The sequence below is a fragment of the Janthinobacterium sp. SUN128 genome (genome assembly GCF_030587275.1).
GTDB lineage: Bacteria > Pseudomonadota > Gammaproteobacteria > Burkholderiales > Burkholderiaceae_D > Janthinobacterium > Janthinobacterium lividum.
In genome coordinates this window covers 4,170,704-4,189,838 of record NZ_JAPWHY010000001.1, presented here as the reverse complement: position 1 = coordinate 4,189,838, position 19,135 = coordinate 4,170,704, and the positions used below count along the sequence as shown (strand labels likewise).

Annotated in this window: 17 protein-coding genes; 14 read left to right on the top strand and 3 right to left on the bottom strand. The window is 64.2% G+C overall.

Annotation, left to right across the window (positions count from 1 at the left end):
* Window positions 1-161 precede the first annotated feature (161 nt).
* Together dnaJ and can are read left to right on the top strand one after the other, a co-directional pair.
* Window positions 162-1,295, top strand: a complete 1,134-nt coding sequence (dnaJ, locus tag O3297_RS18930) for a molecular chaperone DnaJ (protein WP_034745985.1) — start codon at window positions 162-164, stop codon at window positions 1,293-1,295.
* Between the two features lie 136 nt (window positions 1,296-1,431).
* Window positions 1,432-2,103, top strand: coding sequence for a carbonate dehydratase (gene can / locus O3297_RS18925; protein WP_034788731.1), 672 nt, complete (start codon window positions 1,432-1,434; stop codon window positions 2,101-2,103).
* A gap of 21 nt (window positions 2,104-2,124) precedes the next feature.
* On the opposite strand, the gene O3297_RS18920 is transcribed toward can, so the two are convergent.
* Window positions 2,125-2,610 (bottom strand): tetratricopeptide repeat protein, encoded by a 486-nt coding sequence (locus tag O3297_RS18920; RefSeq protein WP_083299841.1) that lies wholly within the window; start codon window positions 2,608-2,610, stop codon window positions 2,125-2,127.
* A gap of 211 nt (window positions 2,611-2,821) precedes the next feature.
* Between O3297_RS18920 and O3297_RS18915 the strand changes: the two genes are divergently transcribed.
* Genes O3297_RS18915 through O3297_RS18900 form a run of 4 tightly spaced genes read left to right on the top strand, consistent with a single transcriptional unit; the run spans window position 2,822 to window position 6,470 of the window.
* Window positions 2,822-3,706: a TauD/TfdA family dioxygenase gene (locus O3297_RS18915; RefSeq protein ID WP_070254678.1), complete on the top strand. Its 885-nt coding sequence runs from the start codon at window positions 2,822-2,824 to the stop codon at window positions 3,704-3,706.
* 34 nt (window positions 3,707-3,740) lie between these two features.
* The gene (locus O3297_RS18910; protein WP_370385417.1) at window positions 3,741-4,754 is read left to right on the top strand and encodes an ABC transporter substrate-binding protein; all 1,014 of its coding nucleotides are present in this window, start codon (window positions 3,741-3,743) and stop codon (window positions 4,752-4,754) included.
* A 1-nt stretch (window position 4,755) separates the two neighbouring features.
* Window positions 4,756-5,601, top strand: a complete 846-nt coding sequence (locus tag O3297_RS18905) for an ABC transporter ATP-binding protein (protein ID WP_305049418.1) — start codon at window positions 4,756-4,758, stop codon at window positions 5,599-5,601.
* Complete coding sequence (locus tag O3297_RS18900; protein ID WP_305049417.1) at window positions 5,598-6,470, top strand: ABC transporter permease; 873 nt, start codon at window positions 5,598-5,600, stop codon at window positions 6,468-6,470. Before O3297_RS18905 ends, O3297_RS18900 begins: the two co-directional genes overlap by 4 nt.
* Here O3297_RS18900 and O3297_RS18895 read toward each other — a convergent pair whose 3' ends face one another.
* Window positions 6,471-7,364 carry an HTH-type transcriptional regulator ArgP gene (locus O3297_RS18895; RefSeq protein ID WP_208672440.1) on the bottom strand — a complete coding sequence of 298 codons (894 nt, stop codon included), beginning with the start codon at window positions 7,362-7,364 and terminating at the stop codon, window positions 6,471-6,473.
* A 138-nt stretch (window positions 7,365-7,502) separates the two neighbouring features.
* On the opposite strand from O3297_RS18895, the gene O3297_RS18890 reads away from it, so the two are divergent.
* The 5 genes from O3297_RS18890 to O3297_RS18870 all read left to right on the top strand — a co-directional run bounded on the left by O3297_RS18890 (window position 7,503) and on the right by O3297_RS18870 (window position 13,965).
* On the top strand, window positions 7,503-9,932 hold the full coding sequence (locus tag O3297_RS18890; protein ID WP_305049416.1) for a penicillin-binding protein 1A: 2,430 nt from the start codon (window positions 7,503-7,505) through the stop codon (window positions 9,930-9,932).
* Window positions 9,933-9,936: 4 nt separating this feature from the next.
* Window positions 9,937-10,560, top strand: a complete 624-nt coding sequence (locus O3297_RS18885; RefSeq protein ID WP_070254674.1) for a trimeric intracellular cation channel family protein — start codon at window positions 9,937-9,939, stop codon at window positions 10,558-10,560.
* A gap of 96 nt (window positions 10,561-10,656) precedes the next feature.
* Complete coding sequence (locus O3297_RS18880) at window positions 10,657-12,546, top strand: beta-propeller domain-containing protein (RefSeq protein ID WP_305049415.1); 1,890 nt, start codon at window positions 10,657-10,659, stop codon at window positions 12,544-12,546.
* 49 nt (window positions 12,547-12,595) lie between these two features.
* On the top strand, window positions 12,596-13,162 hold the full coding sequence (locus tag O3297_RS18875) for a sigma-70 family RNA polymerase sigma factor (protein WP_305049414.1): 567 nt from the start codon (window positions 12,596-12,598) through the stop codon (window positions 13,160-13,162).
* On the top strand, window positions 13,159-13,965 hold the full coding sequence (locus tag O3297_RS18870) for a hypothetical protein (protein ID WP_305049413.1): 807 nt from the start codon (window positions 13,159-13,161) through the stop codon (window positions 13,963-13,965). The genes O3297_RS18875 and O3297_RS18870 overlap by 4 nt, the downstream gene beginning before the upstream one ends.
* 6 nt (window positions 13,966-13,971) lie before the next feature.
* Here the strand turns inward: O3297_RS18870 and O3297_RS18865 are convergent, their stop codons facing one another.
* A complete protein-coding gene (locus O3297_RS18865) occupies window positions 13,972-15,117 on the bottom strand; it encodes an MFS transporter (RefSeq protein WP_305049412.1) in 1,146 nt (381 codons plus the stop codon).
* A 282-nt stretch (window positions 15,118-15,399) separates the two neighbouring features.
* Between O3297_RS18865 and O3297_RS18860 the strand changes: the two genes are divergently transcribed.
* The 3 genes from O3297_RS18860 to O3297_RS18850 are packed head-to-tail and all read left to right on the top strand — an operon-like array spanning window position 15,400 to window position 19,065.
* On the top strand, window positions 15,400-16,167 hold the full coding sequence (locus tag O3297_RS18860; protein WP_092607402.1) for a gamma-glutamyl-gamma-aminobutyrate hydrolase family protein: 768 nt from the start codon (window positions 15,400-15,402) through the stop codon (window positions 16,165-16,167).
* Window positions 16,168-16,221: 54 nt separating this feature from the next.
* The gene (locus O3297_RS18855) at window positions 16,222-17,592 is read left to right on the top strand and encodes a glutamine synthetase family protein (RefSeq protein ID WP_034788700.1); all 1,371 of its coding nucleotides are present in this window, start codon (window positions 16,222-16,224) and stop codon (window positions 17,590-17,592) included.
* A 12-nt stretch (window positions 17,593-17,604) separates the two neighbouring features.
* Entirely contained in the window at window positions 17,605-19,065 is a 1,461-nt protein-coding gene (locus tag O3297_RS18850) for an aspartate aminotransferase family protein (protein WP_151097272.1), read from the top strand.
* The last annotated feature ends 70 nt before the right edge of the window (window positions 19,066-19,135 follow it).

Below are 19,135 nucleotides of genomic sequence, written 5' to 3'. Positions count from 1 at the left end.
TTGTCTTGCGCTCCCATGAACTGGGGGCAGCCGGGCTGAACGCTACATCGCGGGATTAGCCGCGAAGACCGGCCGAGCCGAGTCGTTGCCCAGTGCAGCACTCGACTCGGCTTTTTCGTGTAATTTTTACATCAGTAGATAGACTGCAAGGTGCCGACAACATGGCAAAGCGTGATTTTTACGAGACACTCGGTGTCGCAAAAAATGCTTCGGAAGAAGAGATCAAAAAGTCTTACCGTAAACTGGCGATGAAATACCATCCGGACCGCAATCCGGATAGCAAGGAATCGGAAGAAAAGTTTAAGGAAGTCAAAGAAGCCTACGAGATGCTGACCAATCCGGAAAAGCGCGATGCGTATGACCGCTATGGTCACGCTGGCGTTGACCCGAACATGGGCGGCGGTGGCGGCTTCGGCGGCGGTGCTGGCGGCTTTGCCGACAGCTTCGGCGATATCTTCGGCGACATCTTTGGCGGTGGCGGTGGACGCAGCCGCAATGCGGGGCCACAGGTGTACCGTGGCGCCGACTTGCGCTACAACCTGGAAATTACACTGGAGCAAGCTGCTCACGGCTTCGACACGACCATCCGCGTGCCGAGCTGGGACAAGTGCGACACTTGCCACGGCAGCGGCGCCAAGCCGGGCACCTCGCCAACCACCTGCGGTACCTGCGGTGGCCACGGCCAGGTGCGCATGCAGCAAGGTTTCTTCAGCATCCAGCAAACCTGCCCGAAATGCCATGGCAGCGGCAAGGTCATCACCGACCCGTGCACGCCATGCGGCGGCGCCGGTCGCATCAAGCGCAACAAGACCCTGGAAGTGAAAATTCCAGTCGGTATCGACAACGGCATGCGTATCCGTTCGTCCGGCAACGGCGAACCGGGCACGAATGGCGGCCCGTCGGGCGACCTGTATGTGGAAATCCACATCAAGCCGCACGCCGTGTTCCAGCGCGAAGGCGACGATCTGCATTGCGAAATGCCGATCTCGTTCACCAAGGCGGCACTGGGCGGCGAAATCGAAGTGCCTACCCTGAACGGCAAAGTGTCGTTCACGATCCCGGAAGGCACCCAGTCGGGCAAAACCTTCCGCCTGAAAGGCAAGGGCATCAAGGGCGTGCGCTCCGGTTACGCGGGCGACCTGTTCTGCCACGTGGCCATCGAAACGCCGGTGAAACTGACGGAAAAACAGAAAGACCTGCTGCGCGACTTTGAAAAGTCGACGACCGAGGGCGGTGCCAAGCACAGTCCGCAAAGCAAGACCTGGAAAGACAAGGTCAAGGATTTTTTTGAGTAAGCACACGTAATACCATGCGCCGGGATGCTCACACATCCCGGCGTTTTTTTCACCACGACTGAGAAATGTGCGCGCATCGCCGGCCTATGGGCGCGATCTGCCGCCAATTCAGTCGTATGCACACAATGGGAGCGATATGACCGAACAGAAAAATGGCCCGGCCCTGGCGGAACTGCTGCAGCGTAACCGCCGCTGGGCCGACTCGATGGTGGCGAAAGACCCGAACTTCTTCAAGAACCTGGAAGCGCAAACGTCGCCCGAATACCTGTGGATCGGCTGTTCCGACAGCCGCGTGCCCGCCAACGAACTGCTGGGCATGGCGCCTGGCGACGTGTTTGTGCACCGTAATATCGCCAATGTGGTCGTGCATTCCGACCTCAATTGCCTGTCCGTCCTGCAATTTGCCGTGGACGTGCTGAAAGTCAAACATATCATCATCGTCGGCCATTACGGCTGCAAGGGCGTGCATGCGGCCATGACGGGCACGCGTATTGGCCTGGTTGACAACTGGCTGCGCCACGTCCAGGACGTGGGCCAGAAACACGAGCGCTACCTGGGCGACGTGCTGACGAGCCGCCAGCGTGGCGACCGCCTGTGCGAACTGAACGTGGTCGAACAAGTCTTGAACGTGTGCCAGACCACCGTCGTGCAAGATGCGTGGGAACGGGGCCAGGAACTCAGCGTCCATGGCTGGGTCTATGGCTTGAAGGATGGCTTGCTGAACGACCTGGAAGTGACCGTCACGGCCGGCCACGAGCTGGCGCCGCGCATGGCGACCCGCCTGGCCCGCTACGAAGCAATAGCGTAAGCAAGCAATGCGGGCGCGGCGCTAAGGTGCCGCGCCTTCCAGGCGGCCCAAGTAGTCGGCCGCCTCCCGCACGCCCTCTTGCGCCGCCTGGCGCAGCCAGGTTCTGGCCTGGGGAATGTCCTGCGGCGTGCCCCGTCCTTCGGCCAGCGCCACGCCATAGTGGTAGCGCGCCAGCCGCGCATAGGCGGCGTCATCATTCGTATGCGCGCCGCGCCGCATCAGCGCCGTCGCCTGCGCCAGGTCCTTAGTCACGCCGATGCCCGTTTCATACAACTGGGCCAGCCAAATCATCGAGTACACATCGTTCCAGCGCCGGATGCAATCTTCAAAGATGGCGACGGCGGCCGCATGGTCGCCCGTCTTGTCGGCCGCATAGCCGTACAAACACTTGATGCGCTTGTCGCTGTGCACATAGGCTTTGTAGCTGAGATCACTTTCACCCTGGCTATCCTGGGCGTGGATGGAAGCAGGGAACAGCAAGGCGAGCAGCAGGGCGTAGGTGGGCATGGCTTTCCTGGACGATGGTTGAAGATTGGTAGATAAGCAAGTTGCATGCTAGCGCCATTTCCGGGCAAAGCCGGTGCTGCCGTGCCATTGCGTGACAGCCTGTGTTGCAATCTGGCGCAACGCGCCGCGCATATCCATATAGTAAATGCTTCGTTTGCAAGCAAGGCTGGCCGGCATACAGTGGACTTCCCCTGACTCTAGTCGAGTTCCCATGTCGGCCGTCCTGAAACCCGTGCAGTCCACCAGCCACTTCCGTATCGAGACTTTCGATGCGCCCCTGGGCGCGCAAGTGCTGGGGCTGGACCTGGCGCAGCCGCTGTCGCTGGGCGACTTCCAGCGCCTGCACCACGCCCATCTCGACCATCACGTGCTGGTGTTCCGCGACCAGCGCATCACGCCGCAGCAGCAAGTCGATTTCAGCCGCCGCTTCGGCCCCTTGCAAATCCACGTGCTGCGTCAGTTCCAGCTGCCCACGCAAGCGGAAGTGCTGATCATCTCGAATATCGTCGAAAACGGCCAGCCCATCGGCCTGGGCGACGCGGGCCATTTCTGGCATTCCGACTTGTCGTACAAGGAAGTGCCCAGCCTCGGCTCCATGCTGCATGCGCAAGAGTTGCCGGACGAGGGCGGCGATACCGTGTTTGCCAACATGCACCTGGCCTGGGAAAGCTTGCCGGCCGCGCTGCGCCACGCCGTGCGCGGCGCCCGTGCCGAGCACAGCTACCTGAGCCAGTATGAAGAATTGCGCCGCCGCAACCCATGGCGCCCCGCCCTGACGCAGGCGCAGATCGATGAAGTCAAACCCGTGACGCACCCCGTCGTGCGCGTGCATCCGGAAACGGGACGGCGCGCCCTGTTCGTCAGCGAACACTTCACCACGCGCATCGTCGGCTTGCCCGACGACGAAAGCCGCGCCCTGCTCGACGAACTGTTTGCCCACAGCGTGCGCCCGGAGCACCTGTATGTGCACCGCTGGCAGCCGCACGACCTGGTGTTCTGGGACAACCGTTCGCTGATGCACCTGGCGACGGGCTGTCCGCCCGACCAGCGCCGCAAGCTCTACCGCACTACCATCGAAGGCGATGCGCCGTACTGATTTTTTGACTGTTGATCTGACTCAAGGAGTGTCCATGTTGCCGATCTTTACCTTTTCCCGCCGCCTGCTCGCCACCATCGCCCTGCTGTGCATGGCCATGCCCATGGCCCGGGCCGAAGGTCAGATCCGCATCGCGGGCCAGCACGGCATCACCTTCTTGCTGCTCAATATTGCGCAGGAACAAAAGCTGATCGAAAAGCATGGCAAGCAGCAGGGCGTCGATGTGAAAGTCGAGTGGATCACCCTGTCTGGCGGCCCGGCCATCAATGACGCTTTGTTGTCGGGCAATATCGATATCGCGGGGGCCGGGCTGGGTCCGCTGCTGACCATCTGGGACCGGACGAAAGGCCGGCAGAACGTGCGCGGCGTGGCTTCGCTCGGCAATTTCCCCTACTACTTGGTCAGCAATAATCCCAAGGTGAAAACGCTGGCGGACTTGACGGACAAGGACCGCATCGCCTTGCCGGCCGTGTCAGTCTCCGTGCAGGCGCGTATCCTGCAGATGGCGGTGGCAAAGCAGTGGGGCGACAAGGAATTCGCCCGTCTCGATAAAATCACGCAAACCCTGCCGCACCCGGATGCGGCGGCCGCCATCATCGCCGGCGGCACGGAGCTGACCGGCCACTTCGGCAATTCACCGTTCCAGGAGCAGGAACTGGCGCAGAACCCGAACGCCCACATCATCCTGAACTCGTATGACGTGCAGGGCGGGCCCAGCTCGTCGACCCTGCTGTATGCGACGGAAAAGTACCGCAAGGACAATCCCAAGACTTACCGCGCCTTCATCGCCGCCCTGGCGGAAGCGGCGCAGTATGCGAGCAGCAACCCGCAAGGCGCGGCCGACATCTACATCAAGGTGAATAAAAGCAAAGTGGACCGCAATCTGCTGCTGAAAATCTTTGCCAACCCGCAAGTGCAATTCAAGATCGCGCCGCAAAACACCTATGGCCTGGCGCAATTCCTGCACCGCGTGAGCGCCATCCGCAACCTGCCCGACAACTGGCGCGATTACTTCTTTGACGACCCCGCCATCACGCAGGGAGGCTGACATGAACGCGCCCGCTTTTCACCTGGTACGTCCTCCGGTCACCTTGCAGCCCTTGCTCAGTGTCAAGCATGTCAGCCTGGAATACCGCACCGAGCAGCGCACCGTGCGCGCCACGCATGACGTCAGTTTTGACGTGTTCCGCGGCGACCGTTTCGTGCTGCTGGGGCCATCCGGCTGCGGCAAGTCGTCACTGCTGAAAGCCGTGGCCGGCTTCATCGCGCCGCGCGCGGGCAGCATCGCCATGCAAGGCCAGCCCATCCATAAACCGGGGCCGGACCGCGTCGTCGTGTTCCAGGAATTTGACCAGTTGCCGCCATGGAAAACGGTGCTGGAAAACGTCATGTTCCCCTTGCTGGCCAGCAAGCGGCTGGACAAGGTGGCGGCCCGCGAGCGCGCCCGTCACTGGATCGCCAAGGTGGGCCTGGCCGGCTTTGAAGATGCCCATCCGCACACCTTGTCGGGCGGCATGAAGCAGCGCGTGGCCATCGCCCGCGCCCTGGCCATGCAGCCGGAAGTGCTGCTGATGGACGAGCCGTTTGCCGCCCTCGATGCCTTGACCCGGCGCAAGATGCAGGAAGAATTGAGCCGCCTATGGGAAGAGCTGCGCTTTACCCTCGTGTTCGTTACGCATTCGATCGAGGAAGCCTTGGTCGTGGGCAACCGCATCCTGTTGCTGTCGCCGCATCCGGGCAGGGTGCGCGCCGAACTCAACAGTCATCAATTCGGTCTCCACAGCGCCGGCAGCGCGGAATTCCAGGCCGCCAGCACCCGCATCCACGGTTTGCTGTTCGATGAGGAAGTGGTTCCTGTCCCGCAAGCAGTTACTGCGCAGCGGGAGGCCGTATGAGCGCGCTGCTGGAGCCGCCCATCCGCCAGGAGTTCGTGTATGCGGCGCCGCCGCCGGCCGGCGTCACGGTCGAGCAGCCGCTGTCGCGCTGGCAGCGTGTGAGCCAGCACGCGCTGTGGCGCAAGGCCTTGATTTTGCTCAGCCTGGCCCTGCTGTGGGAAGGCGCGGCGCGCTGGACGCAGAACGATCTATTGCTGCCCAGCTTTCTGCAGACGGCGCAGGCGTTTATCGGCGGCATCACCAGCGGTGAGTTGCTCACGCGCACAGCCGCGTCCCTGGCCGTGTTGCTGCAGGGCTATGCCGTGGGCGTGCTGGCCGCCTTCGTGCTGACCTTGCTGGCCGTGTCCAGCCGCATCGGGCGCGACGTGTTGGAAACCCTGACGGCCATGCTCAATCCCTTGCCGGCCATCGCCCTGCTGCCGCTGGCCCTGTTGTGGTTCGGCCTGGGCCGCGCCAGCCTGATCTTTGTCATCGTCCATTCCGTGATGTGGCCGCTGGCCCTGAACACGTATGCGGGCTTCCAGGGCGTGCCCGAGACCCTGCGCATGGCGGGCCGCAATTATGGCTTGAACGGCTTGCGCCTGGTGCTGCACATCCTCGTGCCGGGCGCCTTGCCGTCCATCGTCTCGGGGTTGAAGATAGGCTGGGCGTTTGCCTGGCGCACCCTGATCGCGGCCGAGCTGGTGTTCGGCACCACCTCGGGGCAAGGTGGCCTGGGCTGGTACATCTTCCAGAACCGCAACGAGCTGTATACGGACAAGGTGTTCGCCGGCCTGGCGGCCGTCATCGTCATCGGCTTGCTGGTGGAAAACATCGGCTTCCGCACTTTGGAGCGCGTCACCTTGAAACGCTGGGGCATGCAACGATAGTTATTTCAGCATGCTGCGCGCCGCCGCGATGATTTGCCGCGACAGTTGCTCCATGCGCGGCGACTGCACTTTCCACGTGTGCCAGTACAGGGCCACGTCGGCCGGGGTCTTGGGCGTGAGCATTTCCACCAGCTCGCCATCCGTGTTCGCCTTCAATAACAGCTCGGGCACCATGCCGTAGCCGAGGCCATAGCGGATGGCGTTGAAGTGCGAGGTGGCGCCCGGCACGTAATGGCAGGGGTAAGCGCCTTCGGGCAACCCCAGCGCCTCTTGCAGGAACGACGATTGCAAGGTGTCCTTGCGCGTGTAGGCGACGACGGGCGCCGTGCGCGCCGCCTTGCGCGTCAGGCCGTGCGCGAACCACTGCTGGCGAAACGCGGGCGTGGCCACCAGCCAGTAGCGCATCACGCCCAGCGGCTCGGCCGTGCAGCCGCGCATGGGTTTGGCTTCCGTGCTGATGCAGCCGATCGCCATGCCCGTCTCCAGCAAGGTATACGTGTGGTCCTGGTCTTCCACGGTCAGGTCCAGCAGCACGCGCTCGCGTATCAGCACCTCGGACAGGGCGGGGAAGAACCAGGTGCCCATCGAATCCGCGTTCAGCGCCAGCACCAGGGTCAGCGGGGCATCCTGCTGCACCGCCAGTTCCGCCTGCAAGTCCGCTTCCAGCAGCTTGGCGCGCTTCAGATACTGCATCAGGCGTTGGCCCATGCGCGTGGCGCGCGCGGGACGGCTGCGCACGATCAAGGCATTGCCCAGCTGGCTTTCCAGCGCCCGCACCCTTTGCGAAATGGCGGGCGACGTCAGATGCAGCCGCAGCGCCGCCTGCTCGAAGCTGCCCGTTTCGACGACGGCGCGGAACGCTTCCGTGTGCTTGGGATTGAGATCCATGGTCACTGCCTTACATAAGAAAAATTTATCAATACTAAATAATACTTACTTTTGATAAGGATTGGTGTGTTGCAGTGCACAATACCTCTTTGATGGAGTGCCACGCGCCAGCGTGCGGCCTCCTGGCAGCAAGGGAATACCACCATGGAAGCACAAGCGAACGGCAGCACCCCCCGCAAGCCCCAGTCTAAGCTGGCGCGCAATCTGAAATTCGGCCTGGGATTGACCCTGGGCCTGGGCATGGCCGCCGCCCTGGCGGGCGGCTGGTGGCTGCGCCAGGCGTGGCAGGATTTGCCCGCCGTCGAGCACCTGGCCCAGTACAAGCCCGCCCTGCCGCTGCGCATTTTCTCCAGCGAAGGCGAGCTGCTGGCTGAATACGGTGAAGAGCGCCGTGAATTCCTGCCGTTGAAAGACATCCCGCTGCGCATGCGCCAGGCCTTGCTGGCCATCGAGGATGCGCGTTTCTACGAGCATGGCGCCGTCGATTTCTATGGTCTCACGCGCGCCACGCTCGCCAACGTCGTCACGGGCCACCACGCGCAGGGCGCCAGCACCATCACCATGCAGGTGGCGCGCGACTTCTTCCTGTCGCGCGAAAAGACCGTGCAGCGCAAGCTGACGGAGATGCTGCTGGCCTACAAGCTGGAACAGCACTACGGCAAGGACAAGCTGCTGGAATTGTATATGAACCAGATTTACCTGGGCGAGCGCTCCTATGGCTTTTCCGCCGCCTCGAATATCTATTTCGACAAGCCTCTGGCCGAGGTCAGCATCGCGGAAGCGGCCATGCTGGCCGGCTTGCCGAAGGCGCCATCGGCCTACAACCCCGTCGCCAATCCGCAGCGCGCCACCGTGCGCCAGCATTACATCCTGCAGCGCATGCGCGAACTCGGTTACATCACGTCAGCCGAATACGATGCGGCGGTGGCGGAAAAACTGGCCCTGAACAAGGACCGCAACAGCTCCGTGCACGCGGCCGCGTATGCGGTCGAGGAAGCGCGCCAGCTGATCCTGCAAAGCTATCCCGAAGGCGCCTACAGCATGGGCCTGGACGTGACGACCACCATCCGCATGGCGCCGCAGCGGGCGGCCGACAAGTCGCTGCGCGACGGGCTATTGAATGCGCAGGCGCGGCGCGGCTACCGTGGCCCGGAAGCGCGCCTGGCCGCTTCCGAAGACAGCGTGGCGCGCCAGCTGGCCGCCTACCCGGACAGCGGAGAATTGCGCGCCGCCCTCGTGCGCAAAGTGGAAACTTCCGGCAAGCGCCAGGTGACGGCGCAGCTGCGCAATGGCGACGAGATCGTGCTGGCGGCATCGGATGCGCGCCTGGGCGGCAAGCTGCAATGGGATGGCAAGCGCGCCATCGTCGAGGGCAGTGTGATCCGCGTGATGCACGACGCGGCAAAGAAGCGCTGGCTGGTGAGCCAGTTGCCCGAGATGGAAGGCGCGCTCATTTCCGTCGAGGCGCACAGCGGCGAAATCGTCGCCATGGCGGGCGGCTTCGATTTCTACCGCAACCACTACAACCACGCCATGCAGGCCTACCGCCAGCCCGGTTCCAGCTTCAAGCCTTTCGTGTATTCGGCGGCGCTGGAAAAGGGATATTTCCCCGGCACGGCCGTGGACGATACGCAGCGCCTGCTGCTGCCGCAGGAAACGGGCGCGCAGCCCTGGCGTCCGCGCAATTACGGCAATAACTATGAAGGCTTCATCAGCGTGCGGCGCGGCCTCGTGCGCTCGAAGAACCTCGTGGCCGTCAGCCTGATGCAGGCGGCCGGCCCCGGCTACGTGCAGCACTACGCCACGCGCTTCGGCTTCGAGGGCGCGCGCAATCCCGTCTCCCTGCCGCTGGCGCTGGGCGCGGGCGCCGTCACGCCGCTGCAGCTGGCGCAGTCGTATGCCGTCTTCGCCAATGGCGGCGTGCAGATGCCGCCGAAATTGATCAAGGAAGTGCGCAGCCGCAGCGGCGAAGTGCTGTTCAGCGATGCGGCGCCACGCGCCAAGGGCGAGCCGGCGCCGGGCACGCAAGTGATCTCCACGCGCAACGCCTACGTCATGGACAGCATGCTGCGCGACGTCGTCAAGAGCGGCACGGGACGCGGCGCGCTGGCGCTGGGACGCGGCGACGCGGCCGGCAAGACGGGCACGTCGAACAACGCGTATGACGCCTGGTTCGCCGGCTATTCCTCGGGCCTGGTCTCTGTCGTCTGGCTCGGCTATGACCAGCCGAAAAGCCTGGGCAACGTCACCGGGGGGACTTTGGCGCTGCCTGTCTGGCGCGACTACATGCAGGTGGCCGTGCAGGGCCGCCGCGAACAGGTGCTGGCGGAACCGCCTGGCCTGTCCCTGCTCGATGGCGATTACGTGTATGCGGAATACCTGGCCGGCGACTGCCTGAAGGATAACCATGCCTTTATCCACAGCAGCGTCAGCTGCGGCAGTGGAAGCCTGGGCGCCGACACGCGCCTGGCCAACGGCGAAGAGCGCGGCACCAGCGGCACGGGCCACGAAGCGCGCACCCTGAGCGAAGCGCGCGAACGCGAACAAATTCTCAAATCATTTTCGGAAGAGTAAGAGCATGCTGTTATATACGATTTACCTGGTGGCGATTGTTGCCGAAGCGATGTCCGGCGCCATCATGGGCATGCGGCGCGGCATGGATTTGTTCGGCATCTGCATGATCGGCACCGTCACGGCGCTCGGTGGCGGCACCGTGCGCGACGTGCTGCTGGGGCACTATCCGCTGGGCTGGATCGCGCATCCCGAATACCTGTTGTTTACCATCGGCGCGGCTGTCGTCACGGCCTTTGTCGCGCGCTACCTGCACCACCTGCGTGCCATCTTCCTGCTGGTCGACGGACTGGGCCTGGTGGCGTTTTGCGTGATCGGCTGCGACATCGCCATGTCGGCCAAGATGCACCCGGCCATCGTCGTGCTGGCGGGGATGATCACGGGCGTCTTCGGCGGTCTGCTGCGCGATATTCTGTGCAACCAGATCCCCCTCGTGCTGCAGCGCGAAGTGTATGCCACCGTGGCCCTGTTCACGGGCAGCCTGTATGTGGGCCTGCTGTACTTCAAGGTCGACAGCTCCGTGGCGCAGCTGGCGTCCATCGGCGCCGGTTTCCTGTTCCGCTTCCTGGCCTTGCACTTCGAATGGCGCTTGCCGAATTTCAACGGCGACCGCATACGGGGCTTTGAGTAAGATAGCAGCGGCGTGAATATTTTCACGCGCGTTTAACCCCTTTTTCTCCGCCGCTGCGTTTCATGTTGGACACCCCAGCCAACCGGAGAAGAAGCGATGTCCAGCGCCCTCAAGATCACATTGATACTGTCCCTGCTGCTGTCGGCCGGCAGCCACGCCGCCGGCACGGCGCCGCGCAAGACCCTGGTGCCGTTTGCCAGCGAGCAGGCCTTGAGCAGCTACCTGCAGCAGTTGCAATCGCGCCAGGCGGCGCTGCAAAGGGAGCAGCAGAAACTGCAACGCGCCACGGCGCAGTACATGGCGGTACCTGCGCCGGCCCCTCCCGCGCCGATGGCGGCGAAAGCCGCGCCGGCAGCATCGGCAGAAGCGGCGGAATCGGTCACGAATGTGCAGACGGCGGGCGTGGATGAAGGCGGCATCGTCAAGCTGCATGGCAAGCACCTGGTGATGCTCAGGCGCGGCAAGCTGTTCACCGTGCAGGTGGGCGGCAAGGCCTTGCAGCCTGTGTCTTCGCTCGATGCGTTCGCGCCGGGCAGCGACCCGTCGGGCAGCTGGTATGACGAGATGCTGATCGACGGCGATACGGTGGTGGTGATCGGCTACAGCTACAGCCGTGGCGGCACGGAGATCGGTCTGTTCGACGTCAACGCGGACGGCAAGCTGGCCTACCGCTCCACCTATCACTTGCGCTCCAACGATTATTATTCCTCGCGCAATTACGCGAGCCGCCTGGTCGGCAGCAAACTGGTGTTCTATTCGCCCCTGTCGCTGAACTTGCGCCGTGGCGACCCGTTCAGCGGTTTTCCCGCGCTGCGCCGCTGGCGCCCCGACGCCGTGCCGTCCGACTTCAAGCGCATCGCTCCGGCCACGCGCATCTACCGCACCGATGAAGAGTCCGAGATGGGCGCCGGCCTGACCCTGCATACGGTCACCGTGTGCGACCTGGCGCAGCGCGACATGCGCTGCGAGGCGACCGCCGTGATGGGACCGCAGGGCCGCGTGTTTTATGTGTCGGGCGAATCCGTATTCGTGTGGACCACGCGCCGCGGCAGCGACTCGGGCGTGTTCCGCATTCCCCTCGATGGCAGCGCGCCCAGCGCCCTGAAAGTGGCCGGTGCCCCCGTCGACCAGTTCTCGTTCCTGGAAAGCGTTGACGGCCACCTGAACGTCCTGCTGCGTGCCGAAGGCCAGGGCGATGGCATGTGGGATGGCGCAAAAGGGCGGGGCGACATGGCCTTGCTGCGCGTGCCATTGGCGTCGTTTTCCGATGGCCGCGACAGCGCGCCCGCCAGCAGCTACAAGGCGCTGCCCGGTGGCGGTGGCTACGGACTGCAGAACCGCTACGTGGGACCGTATCTGCTGTATGGGAACCCCGGCAATGGCGGACGGCGCCAGGCGGATCAGGCCTGGCCGCGCCAGCCCCTGTATGCCGTACGCTGGGCCGATGCGGGCAGCGTGCAAGCCTTGTCCCTGCCGCACGGCGTGGAGCGCATCGAGGCGCTGGGCGATGACGCCGTGGTGATCGGCGCGCAGGGACGGGATCTGCACTTCAGCAGCATCCGCCTGGGTGCGCAGGCGGCGGTTGCCGCGCGCTATATCCGCGCCGATGCGGCGCAGGGCGAGTCGCGCAGCCACGGCTTTTTCTACAAGCCGCAAGCGGCCGGCGAGGGCATGATCGGCCTGCCCATCCTGGGCGCGGACGAGCGGCCTGGCCTCAACAAGTCAGCCGCATCCGTTCTCTATCTGCGCAACAGCAGCTTGCAATTGACGGAACTGGGCGCGCTGGCGGCGCGGTCCGGCCAAACGCCGGACGATGGCTGCCGCGCGTCCTGCGTGGACTGGTACGGCAATGCGCGCCCCTTGTTCCTGCAGGGCAGGGTTTTCGCTTTGCTCGGCTATGAATTGGTGGAAGGGGCGTTCAAGGATGGACAGATCCGCGAAGTGCGCCGCATCAGCTATGCACCCATTGCGCCCGCTGCACGCTGACGGCGTAGCGAAATTGTCGCCGCCGCGTAGTTCGGCTACACTGGTTCTTATGCCCGATACCCTGATCACCGCGACGGATGAAGACCTGATGCTGCGCTACAGCGCTGGCGACCTGCCGTCGTTTCGCGAACTGTACCGGCGCCATAGCCAGGGCCTGTACCGCTTCGTGGCCTGGCGTTCGCCGCGCCGCGCGTGGGTGGACGAGATCGCGCAGGACGCGTGGGCCAGCCTGCATGCGGCGCGCGCCGGCTACCAGCCGCAGGCGGCGTTCCGCACCTATCTGTACCAGATCGCGCGCCACCGTCTGATCGACATCCTGCGCCAGCGGGAAGGACAGGAACACGACGACGTGGGCGAACTGGCGGACGAGGGCGCATCGCCGCCGCAATCGCTGGAGCAGAAACAGCAGCACGCGCTGCTGCATGCCGCCATCGCCGCGCTGCCGGTGGAGCAAAAGGAAGCGCTGGTGCTGCAGCAGTTCAGCGGAATGAGCATCCTCGAGATCGCCGTGGTGACGGGGGCGGAGGCGGAAACCGTCAAGAGCCGGCTGCGTTACGCCATGCAGAAATTGCGCGCGGGCTTGGACAGCGCCGCTGGCGCGGGAGGACAGGCATGAATACGCACGATACGGATCCTCAAGATCCTCAAGATCATCACGACGAAGAATTGAACGCGCTGCTGGCCAGCCTGCCGCAGCCCGCGCCTTCCAGCGCGCTCGATGCGGCCATTCTGGCGGACGCGGAAAAAGCCCTGCACAAGCCGGCAGCCGCGAACGACAGCGCCGATGGCGTGCAGCGCACCTTGCCTGCCAAGAAATCACCGGACTATCTGCAGCGCTGGCGCGTCCCGCTGGGGCTGGCCGCGGCCGTGCTGTTGACGGTGAACCTGATCGGCGTGGACTGGTTCGGCTCGAAGCCTGCGCAATTTCCCGTGGTCGGGGAGCCGGTCACGCAGGAGGTGATGTCCGAACCGGCCGCTGCGCCCGCGACGGTGTCTGCGCCACCGCCGTCGGCACCGCGTGCCATGGCCAAGGCGGCAGCCAGGATGCCAGCGCAGGCCGAGCCAGTGCCGGCACCCGTGTCAGTACCAATACCCGTGCCAGCGCCACCGGCCCCGCCGCCCCCTCCCACGGCAATGCCTCAGGCGATGGAGCAGCAAGCGGCCATGCAGGCCGAGGCCAGCATGCAGCGCCAGGCACCGGTGCAGCGGGCGCTGGCCAAGCCCGCGCCTGTTGCGGCCCGCTCCGCGCCGATGCCGCCGCCCGCAAAGCTCGACGCTTCCGTATGGCTGGTGAAGATTGACGCCCTCTTGAAGGCGGGCGAAGGTGCGCTGGCGCAGGAGGAATGGGCGGCGTTCCGGCAAGCGTATCCCGACTACCCTGTGGCCGAGGAGTTACGGCAGCGGCTGGAGAATAAGTAAAAAACGCTAGACGATTCCCTTCCTGCGCTCCCACACGGCGCTGCCCACGAAAATGGCGGCGCATACCCACATCACGGCCGGCAGGGCATTCACGCCCACCGATTGCATCAGGACCCCCGTCAACAGGGGGCCGCCGCCGCTGGTGACACCCCAGGTGGCGTTGACGATGGCGCTGGCGCTGGTCAGCGACAGTCCCGTGAAACGTTCGCCGCAGGCCACCAGCGCCAGCATGTAGATACCGCCCGCCGCCGCGCCCAGCAATAGCAGCAGGGTCCACCACAGCCACGGCGTGCCGACGGCGAACGGCAGCAGCGGCAGCAGCAGGCAGACAGCCACGCCGCAGCCCGCATGGACTTTGGCGCGGCCGAAGCGGTCGGCCATCCAGCCCAGTGCGAATTGCAGGCCCGTGTCGCCCACCAGCACCACGGTGGCCGACAGCAGCGCCAGGTCCGTGCCGATGCCGTGCTCCATCGCGTACAGCGGCAGCAAGCTCAATGCCAGGGTATCGAACAGGGCGAAGAAGGCGGCGCCCAGCACGATCATCGGCATGCGCGGCAGGATCAGGGTCCACTTCACGCCGTGTTCTTCCGGTTCGCGTTCCGGGCCGCTGTTCGAGATCAGCATCAAGCCCGGCACTGCCAGCAAAAACAGCAGGCCGCAGGCGGCGAAACTCCAGCTGATCTTGTCGTTGAACAGCGCCACGAGGGCGGGGCCGATCAGCTGGAAGAAAGTAAAGCTGGTGGTGTACATGGCTACCACGCGGCCGCGCGAATTATCGGGCGCCAGGCGATTCACCCACGCTTCGCCGATGGTAAACAGCACGCCCATGACGCCGCCGAAGAGGAAGCGCAGCACGCTCCACGCCAGCAGGTGGTCGGTAAACTGCATGGCGATCGTCGCCAGCGACGCCACCCACACGGCGCCCAGCATGGTGGCGCGCGCGCCGAAACGCCCCACCCAGCGCGAGACGAACGGCGAGGCGGCCAGGATGCCGAGGGCGCTGACGGCCGTGATCATGCCGATGATGTCCGTGCCCACGCCGCGCTGGTGCAGGGTCAGGGCGGTGAGCGGCATGGTGGCGCCCAGGCCCAGGCCGACCACGCCGATGCTCACCACGAGGGCGAAGAAGTCGCGCCACGGCATGTGCTTCATGGCTGCCCCCGCAGGGTGGAAAAGGTGTTCGGTATGGCTGGAAAACGGTGTGAATGCATGGGAAAGTAAGGGACTTTGCCTGCGGCGCTGGTGTTTGGCGCCGGACGGGCATATGATGATTTTAATAAGGACAATACTGCAAAGCCGTAGTGTAGGCGATGTGTGCCGCCGCTGGCCACGTCCATCCGTGTGGCCGCCCCTGCCGGCTCTGCTGTACAGTGAAGCGAGCGGCAGCGCCGTGATGGCGCTGTCATTGGATCGTCACGCCAGCGAGGAAGCTCTATGCGCCGTCCCATCGTTCTCGTTCCCGCCTGCCAGCGCCAGCTTGGCAGCCACGTCTGGCACATGGCACAGGACAAATACCTGCACGCCGTGCTGCGCGGCGCCGGCTGCATGCCGCTGCTGCTGCCCGCCCTGGGTGCGGATGCGGACCTGGAAGCGGCGCTGCAGATCGCCGATGGCGTGATGCTGACCGGCTCGGCCTCGAACGTCGACGCGCGCCTGTATGGCGAAGATATCCTCCATCCCGACCTGCCGCAAGATCCCGCGCGCGACGCCACCACCTTGCCCCTGATCCGCGCCGCGCTGGCATGCCAGCTGCCCCTGCTCGCCATCTGCCGCGGCTTCCAGGAAGTCAACGTGGCCCTGGGCGGTGGCCTGCACCAGGCCGTGCATGCGGTGCCGGGCATGCAGGACCATCGCGAGAACGTGCTCGATCCGCTGGCGCGCCAGTACGCGCCAGCGCACCGCATCAAGTTGATGCCCGACGGCCTGCTGTCACGCCTGCTGGGCGGCGAGAGCGAAATGATGGTCAACTCCCTGCATGGCCAGGGCATCGCCCGGCTGGCCGATGGCTTGCTGGTGGAAGCCCTGGCCGACGACGGCCTGGTGGAAGCCTATACGGTGGCCAGCGCCGCCGGTTTTACGCTGGCCGTGCAATGGCATCCGGAATGGCAGGTGGAAGACAATCCGCATTCCATGCGCCTGTTCGGCGCCTTCGGCCAGGCTTGCCGCGATTACCAGGAACAGCAGCATAGAAAGACAGGATGACAGGCGCGCCGCACGCAGTACGCGGTGTTCGATCAAGACCAACGAGAGGGAAACATGGCAATACGTGAAAATTTCACCTATACGGATATGGATTTGTGGCTCAATGAAAAGCGTGTCACGGAAATCGAATGCCTGGTACCCGACCTGACGGGCGTGGCGCGCGGTAAGATCCTGCCGCGCGGGAAATTCACCCAGGAGCGCGGCATGCGCATCCCGGAAGCGGTACTCGGCATGACGGTGACGGGCAATTACCCGGTCGACGATGGCGGCTACGACCGCGCCATTTCCAGCACCGACCGCGACATGATCTTGAAGGCCGATCCCACCACCATCACCATGGTGCCGTGGGCAACCGATCCCACCGCGCAAGTCATCCACGACTGCTATTTCGCCGACGGCATGCTGGTCGATTTCGCTCCAAGATCCGTGCTGCGGCGCGTGCTGAAACTGTATGCGGACAAGGGCTGGAAACCCGTGGTGGCGCCGGAACTGGAGTTCTACCTGACGGCGAAAAACACGGACCCGGACTTGCCCTTGAAGCCGCCCATCGGCCGCAGCGGCAGGGCCGAGACGAGCCGCCAGGTGTACAGCATCGACGCCGTCAACGAGTTCGATCCCCTGTTCGAGGATATCTACGATTACTGCGAATTGATGAACCTTGACGTCGACACGCTGATCCACGAGATCGGCGCGGGACAAATGGAAATCAACTTCCTGCACGGCGATCCGCTGGGCCTGGCCGACAAGGTGTTTTTCTTCAAGCGCACCCTGCGCGAAGCGGCCCTGAAACACGATATGTACGCCACCTTCATGGCCAAGCCGATGGCCGGCGAGCCAGGTTCCGCCATGCACGTGCACCAGAGCGTCGTCGATGCGAAGACAGGCCTGAACATCTTCAGCAACGAGGACGGTTCGGCCGCGCCCATCTTCAAGCATTACATCGCGGGCCTGCAGCGCTACATGCCGTCGGCCATGGCCATCGTCGCGCCCTACGTGAATTCCTACCGCCGCATCGTGCGCCATACGGCCGCGCCGATCAACATCCAGTGGGGCCTGGACAACCGCACGGTGGGCTTCCGCGTGCCCGAGTCGGGCGTGCAGGACCGGCGCGTGGAAAACCGCATCATCGGCGCCGACGCGAATCCCTACCTGGCCCTGGCCGTCACGCTGGCCTGCGGCTATCTCGGCATGACGGAGCAGCTGGAAGCGACGCCGATGATGGTGGGCAGCGCCTATGACATGAAGTTCGAACTGCCGCAAGGCTTGCCCGAAGCCCTGCAGCTGCTGCGCGCGGAAGACAAGCTGCGCACGGTGCTGGGCGAGCGCTTCATCGACGTGTATGCGGCCATCAAGGACCTGGAGCACCAGGAGTTCATGACCGTCATCAGCCCGTGGGAGCGCGAGCATCTTCTGCTCCACGTTTAAGAAAGGATCGCAATGAGTACAACAAACAATCCGCTGGCGCCGAGCGCTGCCCTGGTCGCCTCCGTGGCGCAGAAAAACGCGGCGCCGCAGGTGTATGACACGGCCGCCATCCAGCAGATGGACTCGGCCCACTACCTGCATCCATTCACCGATTTCCAGGACCTGGCAAGCAAGGGCGCCAGGGTGATGGTGCGCGGCGACGGCGTCTATCTGTGGGATAGCCAGGGCAAGAAGATCGTCGACGGCATGTCGGGCCTGTGGTGCGTGAATGTGGGCTACGGCCGCACGTCGATCTCGCAAGCTGTGTACCGGCAGATGGAGACGCTGCCGTTCTATAACAGCTTCTTTGGCACGACCAACGTGCCGGCCGCGCAGCTGGCCGCCAAGCTGGCGCAAATCTCGCCGCCGCAGTTCCAGCACGTGTTCTTCACCAGTTCCGGCTCCGAAGGCAACGACACGAATTTGCGCATGGTGCGCCGCTACTGGGATATCCTCGGCTACAAGGAGAGACATACCATCATCAGCCGCCACAATGCCTATCACGGCAGCACGGTGGCGGGAGCGTCGCTGGGCGGCATGGATGGCATGCATGCGCAGGGCGGCATGCCCATCCCCGGCATCGCGCATATCGGCCAGCCCAATTACCTGGAGTCGGGCCACGGCTTGAGCCCCGAGGAATTCGGTGTAAAGGCGGCTGGCTGGCTGGAAGACAAGATCCTGGAAATCGGCGCCGACAAGGTGGCCGCCTTCATCGGCGAGCCGGTGCAGGGCGCCGGCGGCGTCATCATTCCCCCATCGACCTACTGGCCCGAGATCCAGCGCATCTGCGACAAGTACGGCATTTTGCTCATCGCCGATGAAGTCATCTGCGGCTTCGGCCGCCTGGGGCGCTGGTTCGGCTCCGAACTGTTCGGCATAAAGCCCGACCTGATCACCTTTGCCAAGGGGGTCACGTCCGGCTATGTGCCGCTGGGCGGCGTGCTGGTGGGCGACAGGGTAGCCAAGGTGCTGATCGAGCAGGGCGGCGAATTCACGCACGGTTTCACGTATTCCGGCCACCCCGTTGCCTGCGCGGCGGCGCTGGAAAACATCCGCATCATCGAGGAAGAGCAGCTGGTGGCGAAGGTGGCCGACGATACGGGACCGTACCTGAAGCAGTGCTTCGCCAGCTTGGGCGAACATCCGCTGGTCGGCTATGCGGACAGCTGTGGCCTGGTCGCGGGCCTGAACCTCGTGCGCAAGAAGGGCGCCACCGTGCATGACAACGAGCTGTTCGACGAGGACCAGGGCGTGGGCATGATCTGCCGCGGCCACATGTTCGACAACGGCGTCATCATGCGCGCCGTGGGTGAACGCATGATCGTCGCCCCGCCGCTGGTGATGACGCGCGCGCAGATCGATGAAATGGTGGGCTTGATACGCGTGTGCCTCGACAAGACCCATGCGGAGGTGAAAGCGAAGGGCTGGGTGTAGGTTTTTGCCCCATTTTGCCGCCATCTGCGCATTTTTTGGACCGCAATGGCGGCAGTTCCGCTAAACTTCC

What these genes read in the sequence shown, in the direction of transcription:
- O3297_RS18855 (WP_034788700.1), top strand. Translation starts at nt 16,222, where the DNA reads ATGGCAATACGTGAAAATTTCACCTATACGGATATGGATTTGTGGCTC.
- O3297_RS18850 (WP_151097272.1), top strand. Translation starts at nt 17,605, where the DNA reads ATGAGTACAACAAACAATCCGCTGGCGCCGAGCGCTGCCCTGGTCGCC.
- O3297_RS18890 (WP_305049416.1), top strand. Translation starts at nt 7,503, where the DNA reads ATGGAAGCACAAGCGAACGGCAGCACCCCCCGCAAGCCCCAGTCTAAG.
- O3297_RS18885 (WP_070254674.1), top strand. Translation starts at nt 9,937, where the DNA reads ATGCTGTTATATACGATTTACCTGGTGGCGATTGTTGCCGAAGCGATG.
- can (WP_034788731.1), top strand. Translation starts at nt 1,432, where the DNA reads ATGACCGAACAGAAAAATGGCCCGGCCCTGGCGGAACTGCTGCAGCGT.
- O3297_RS18870 (WP_305049413.1), top strand. Translation starts at nt 13,159, where the DNA reads ATGAATACGCACGATACGGATCCTCAAGATCCTCAAGATCATCACGAC.
- O3297_RS18905 (WP_305049418.1), top strand. Translation starts at nt 4,756, where the DNA reads ATGAACGCGCCCGCTTTTCACCTGGTACGTCCTCCGGTCACCTTGCAG.
- dnaJ (WP_034745985.1), top strand. Translation starts at nt 162, where the DNA reads ATGGCAAAGCGTGATTTTTACGAGACACTCGGTGTCGCAAAAAATGCT.
- O3297_RS18910 (WP_370385417.1), top strand. Translation starts at nt 3,741, where the DNA reads ATGTTGCCGATCTTTACCTTTTCCCGCCGCCTGCTCGCCACCATCGCC.
- O3297_RS18875 (WP_305049414.1), top strand. Translation starts at nt 12,596, where the DNA reads ATGCCCGATACCCTGATCACCGCGACGGATGAAGACCTGATGCTGCGC.
- O3297_RS18880 (WP_305049415.1), top strand. Translation starts at nt 10,657, where the DNA reads ATGTCCAGCGCCCTCAAGATCACATTGATACTGTCCCTGCTGCTGTCG.
- O3297_RS18900 (WP_305049417.1), top strand. Translation starts at nt 5,598, where the DNA reads ATGAGCGCGCTGCTGGAGCCGCCCATCCGCCAGGAGTTCGTGTATGCG.
- O3297_RS18865 (WP_305049412.1), bottom strand. Translation starts at nt 15,117, where the DNA reads ATGAAGCACATGCCGTGGCGCGACTTCTTCGCCCTCGTGGTGAGCATC.
- O3297_RS18915 (WP_070254678.1), top strand. Translation starts at nt 2,822, where the DNA reads ATGTCGGCCGTCCTGAAACCCGTGCAGTCCACCAGCCACTTCCGTATC.
- O3297_RS18860 (WP_092607402.1), top strand. Translation starts at nt 15,400, where the DNA reads ATGCGCCGTCCCATCGTTCTCGTTCCCGCCTGCCAGCGCCAGCTTGGC.
- O3297_RS18920 (WP_083299841.1), bottom strand. Translation starts at nt 2,610, where the DNA reads ATGCCCACCTACGCCCTGCTGCTCGCCTTGCTGTTCCCTGCTTCCATC.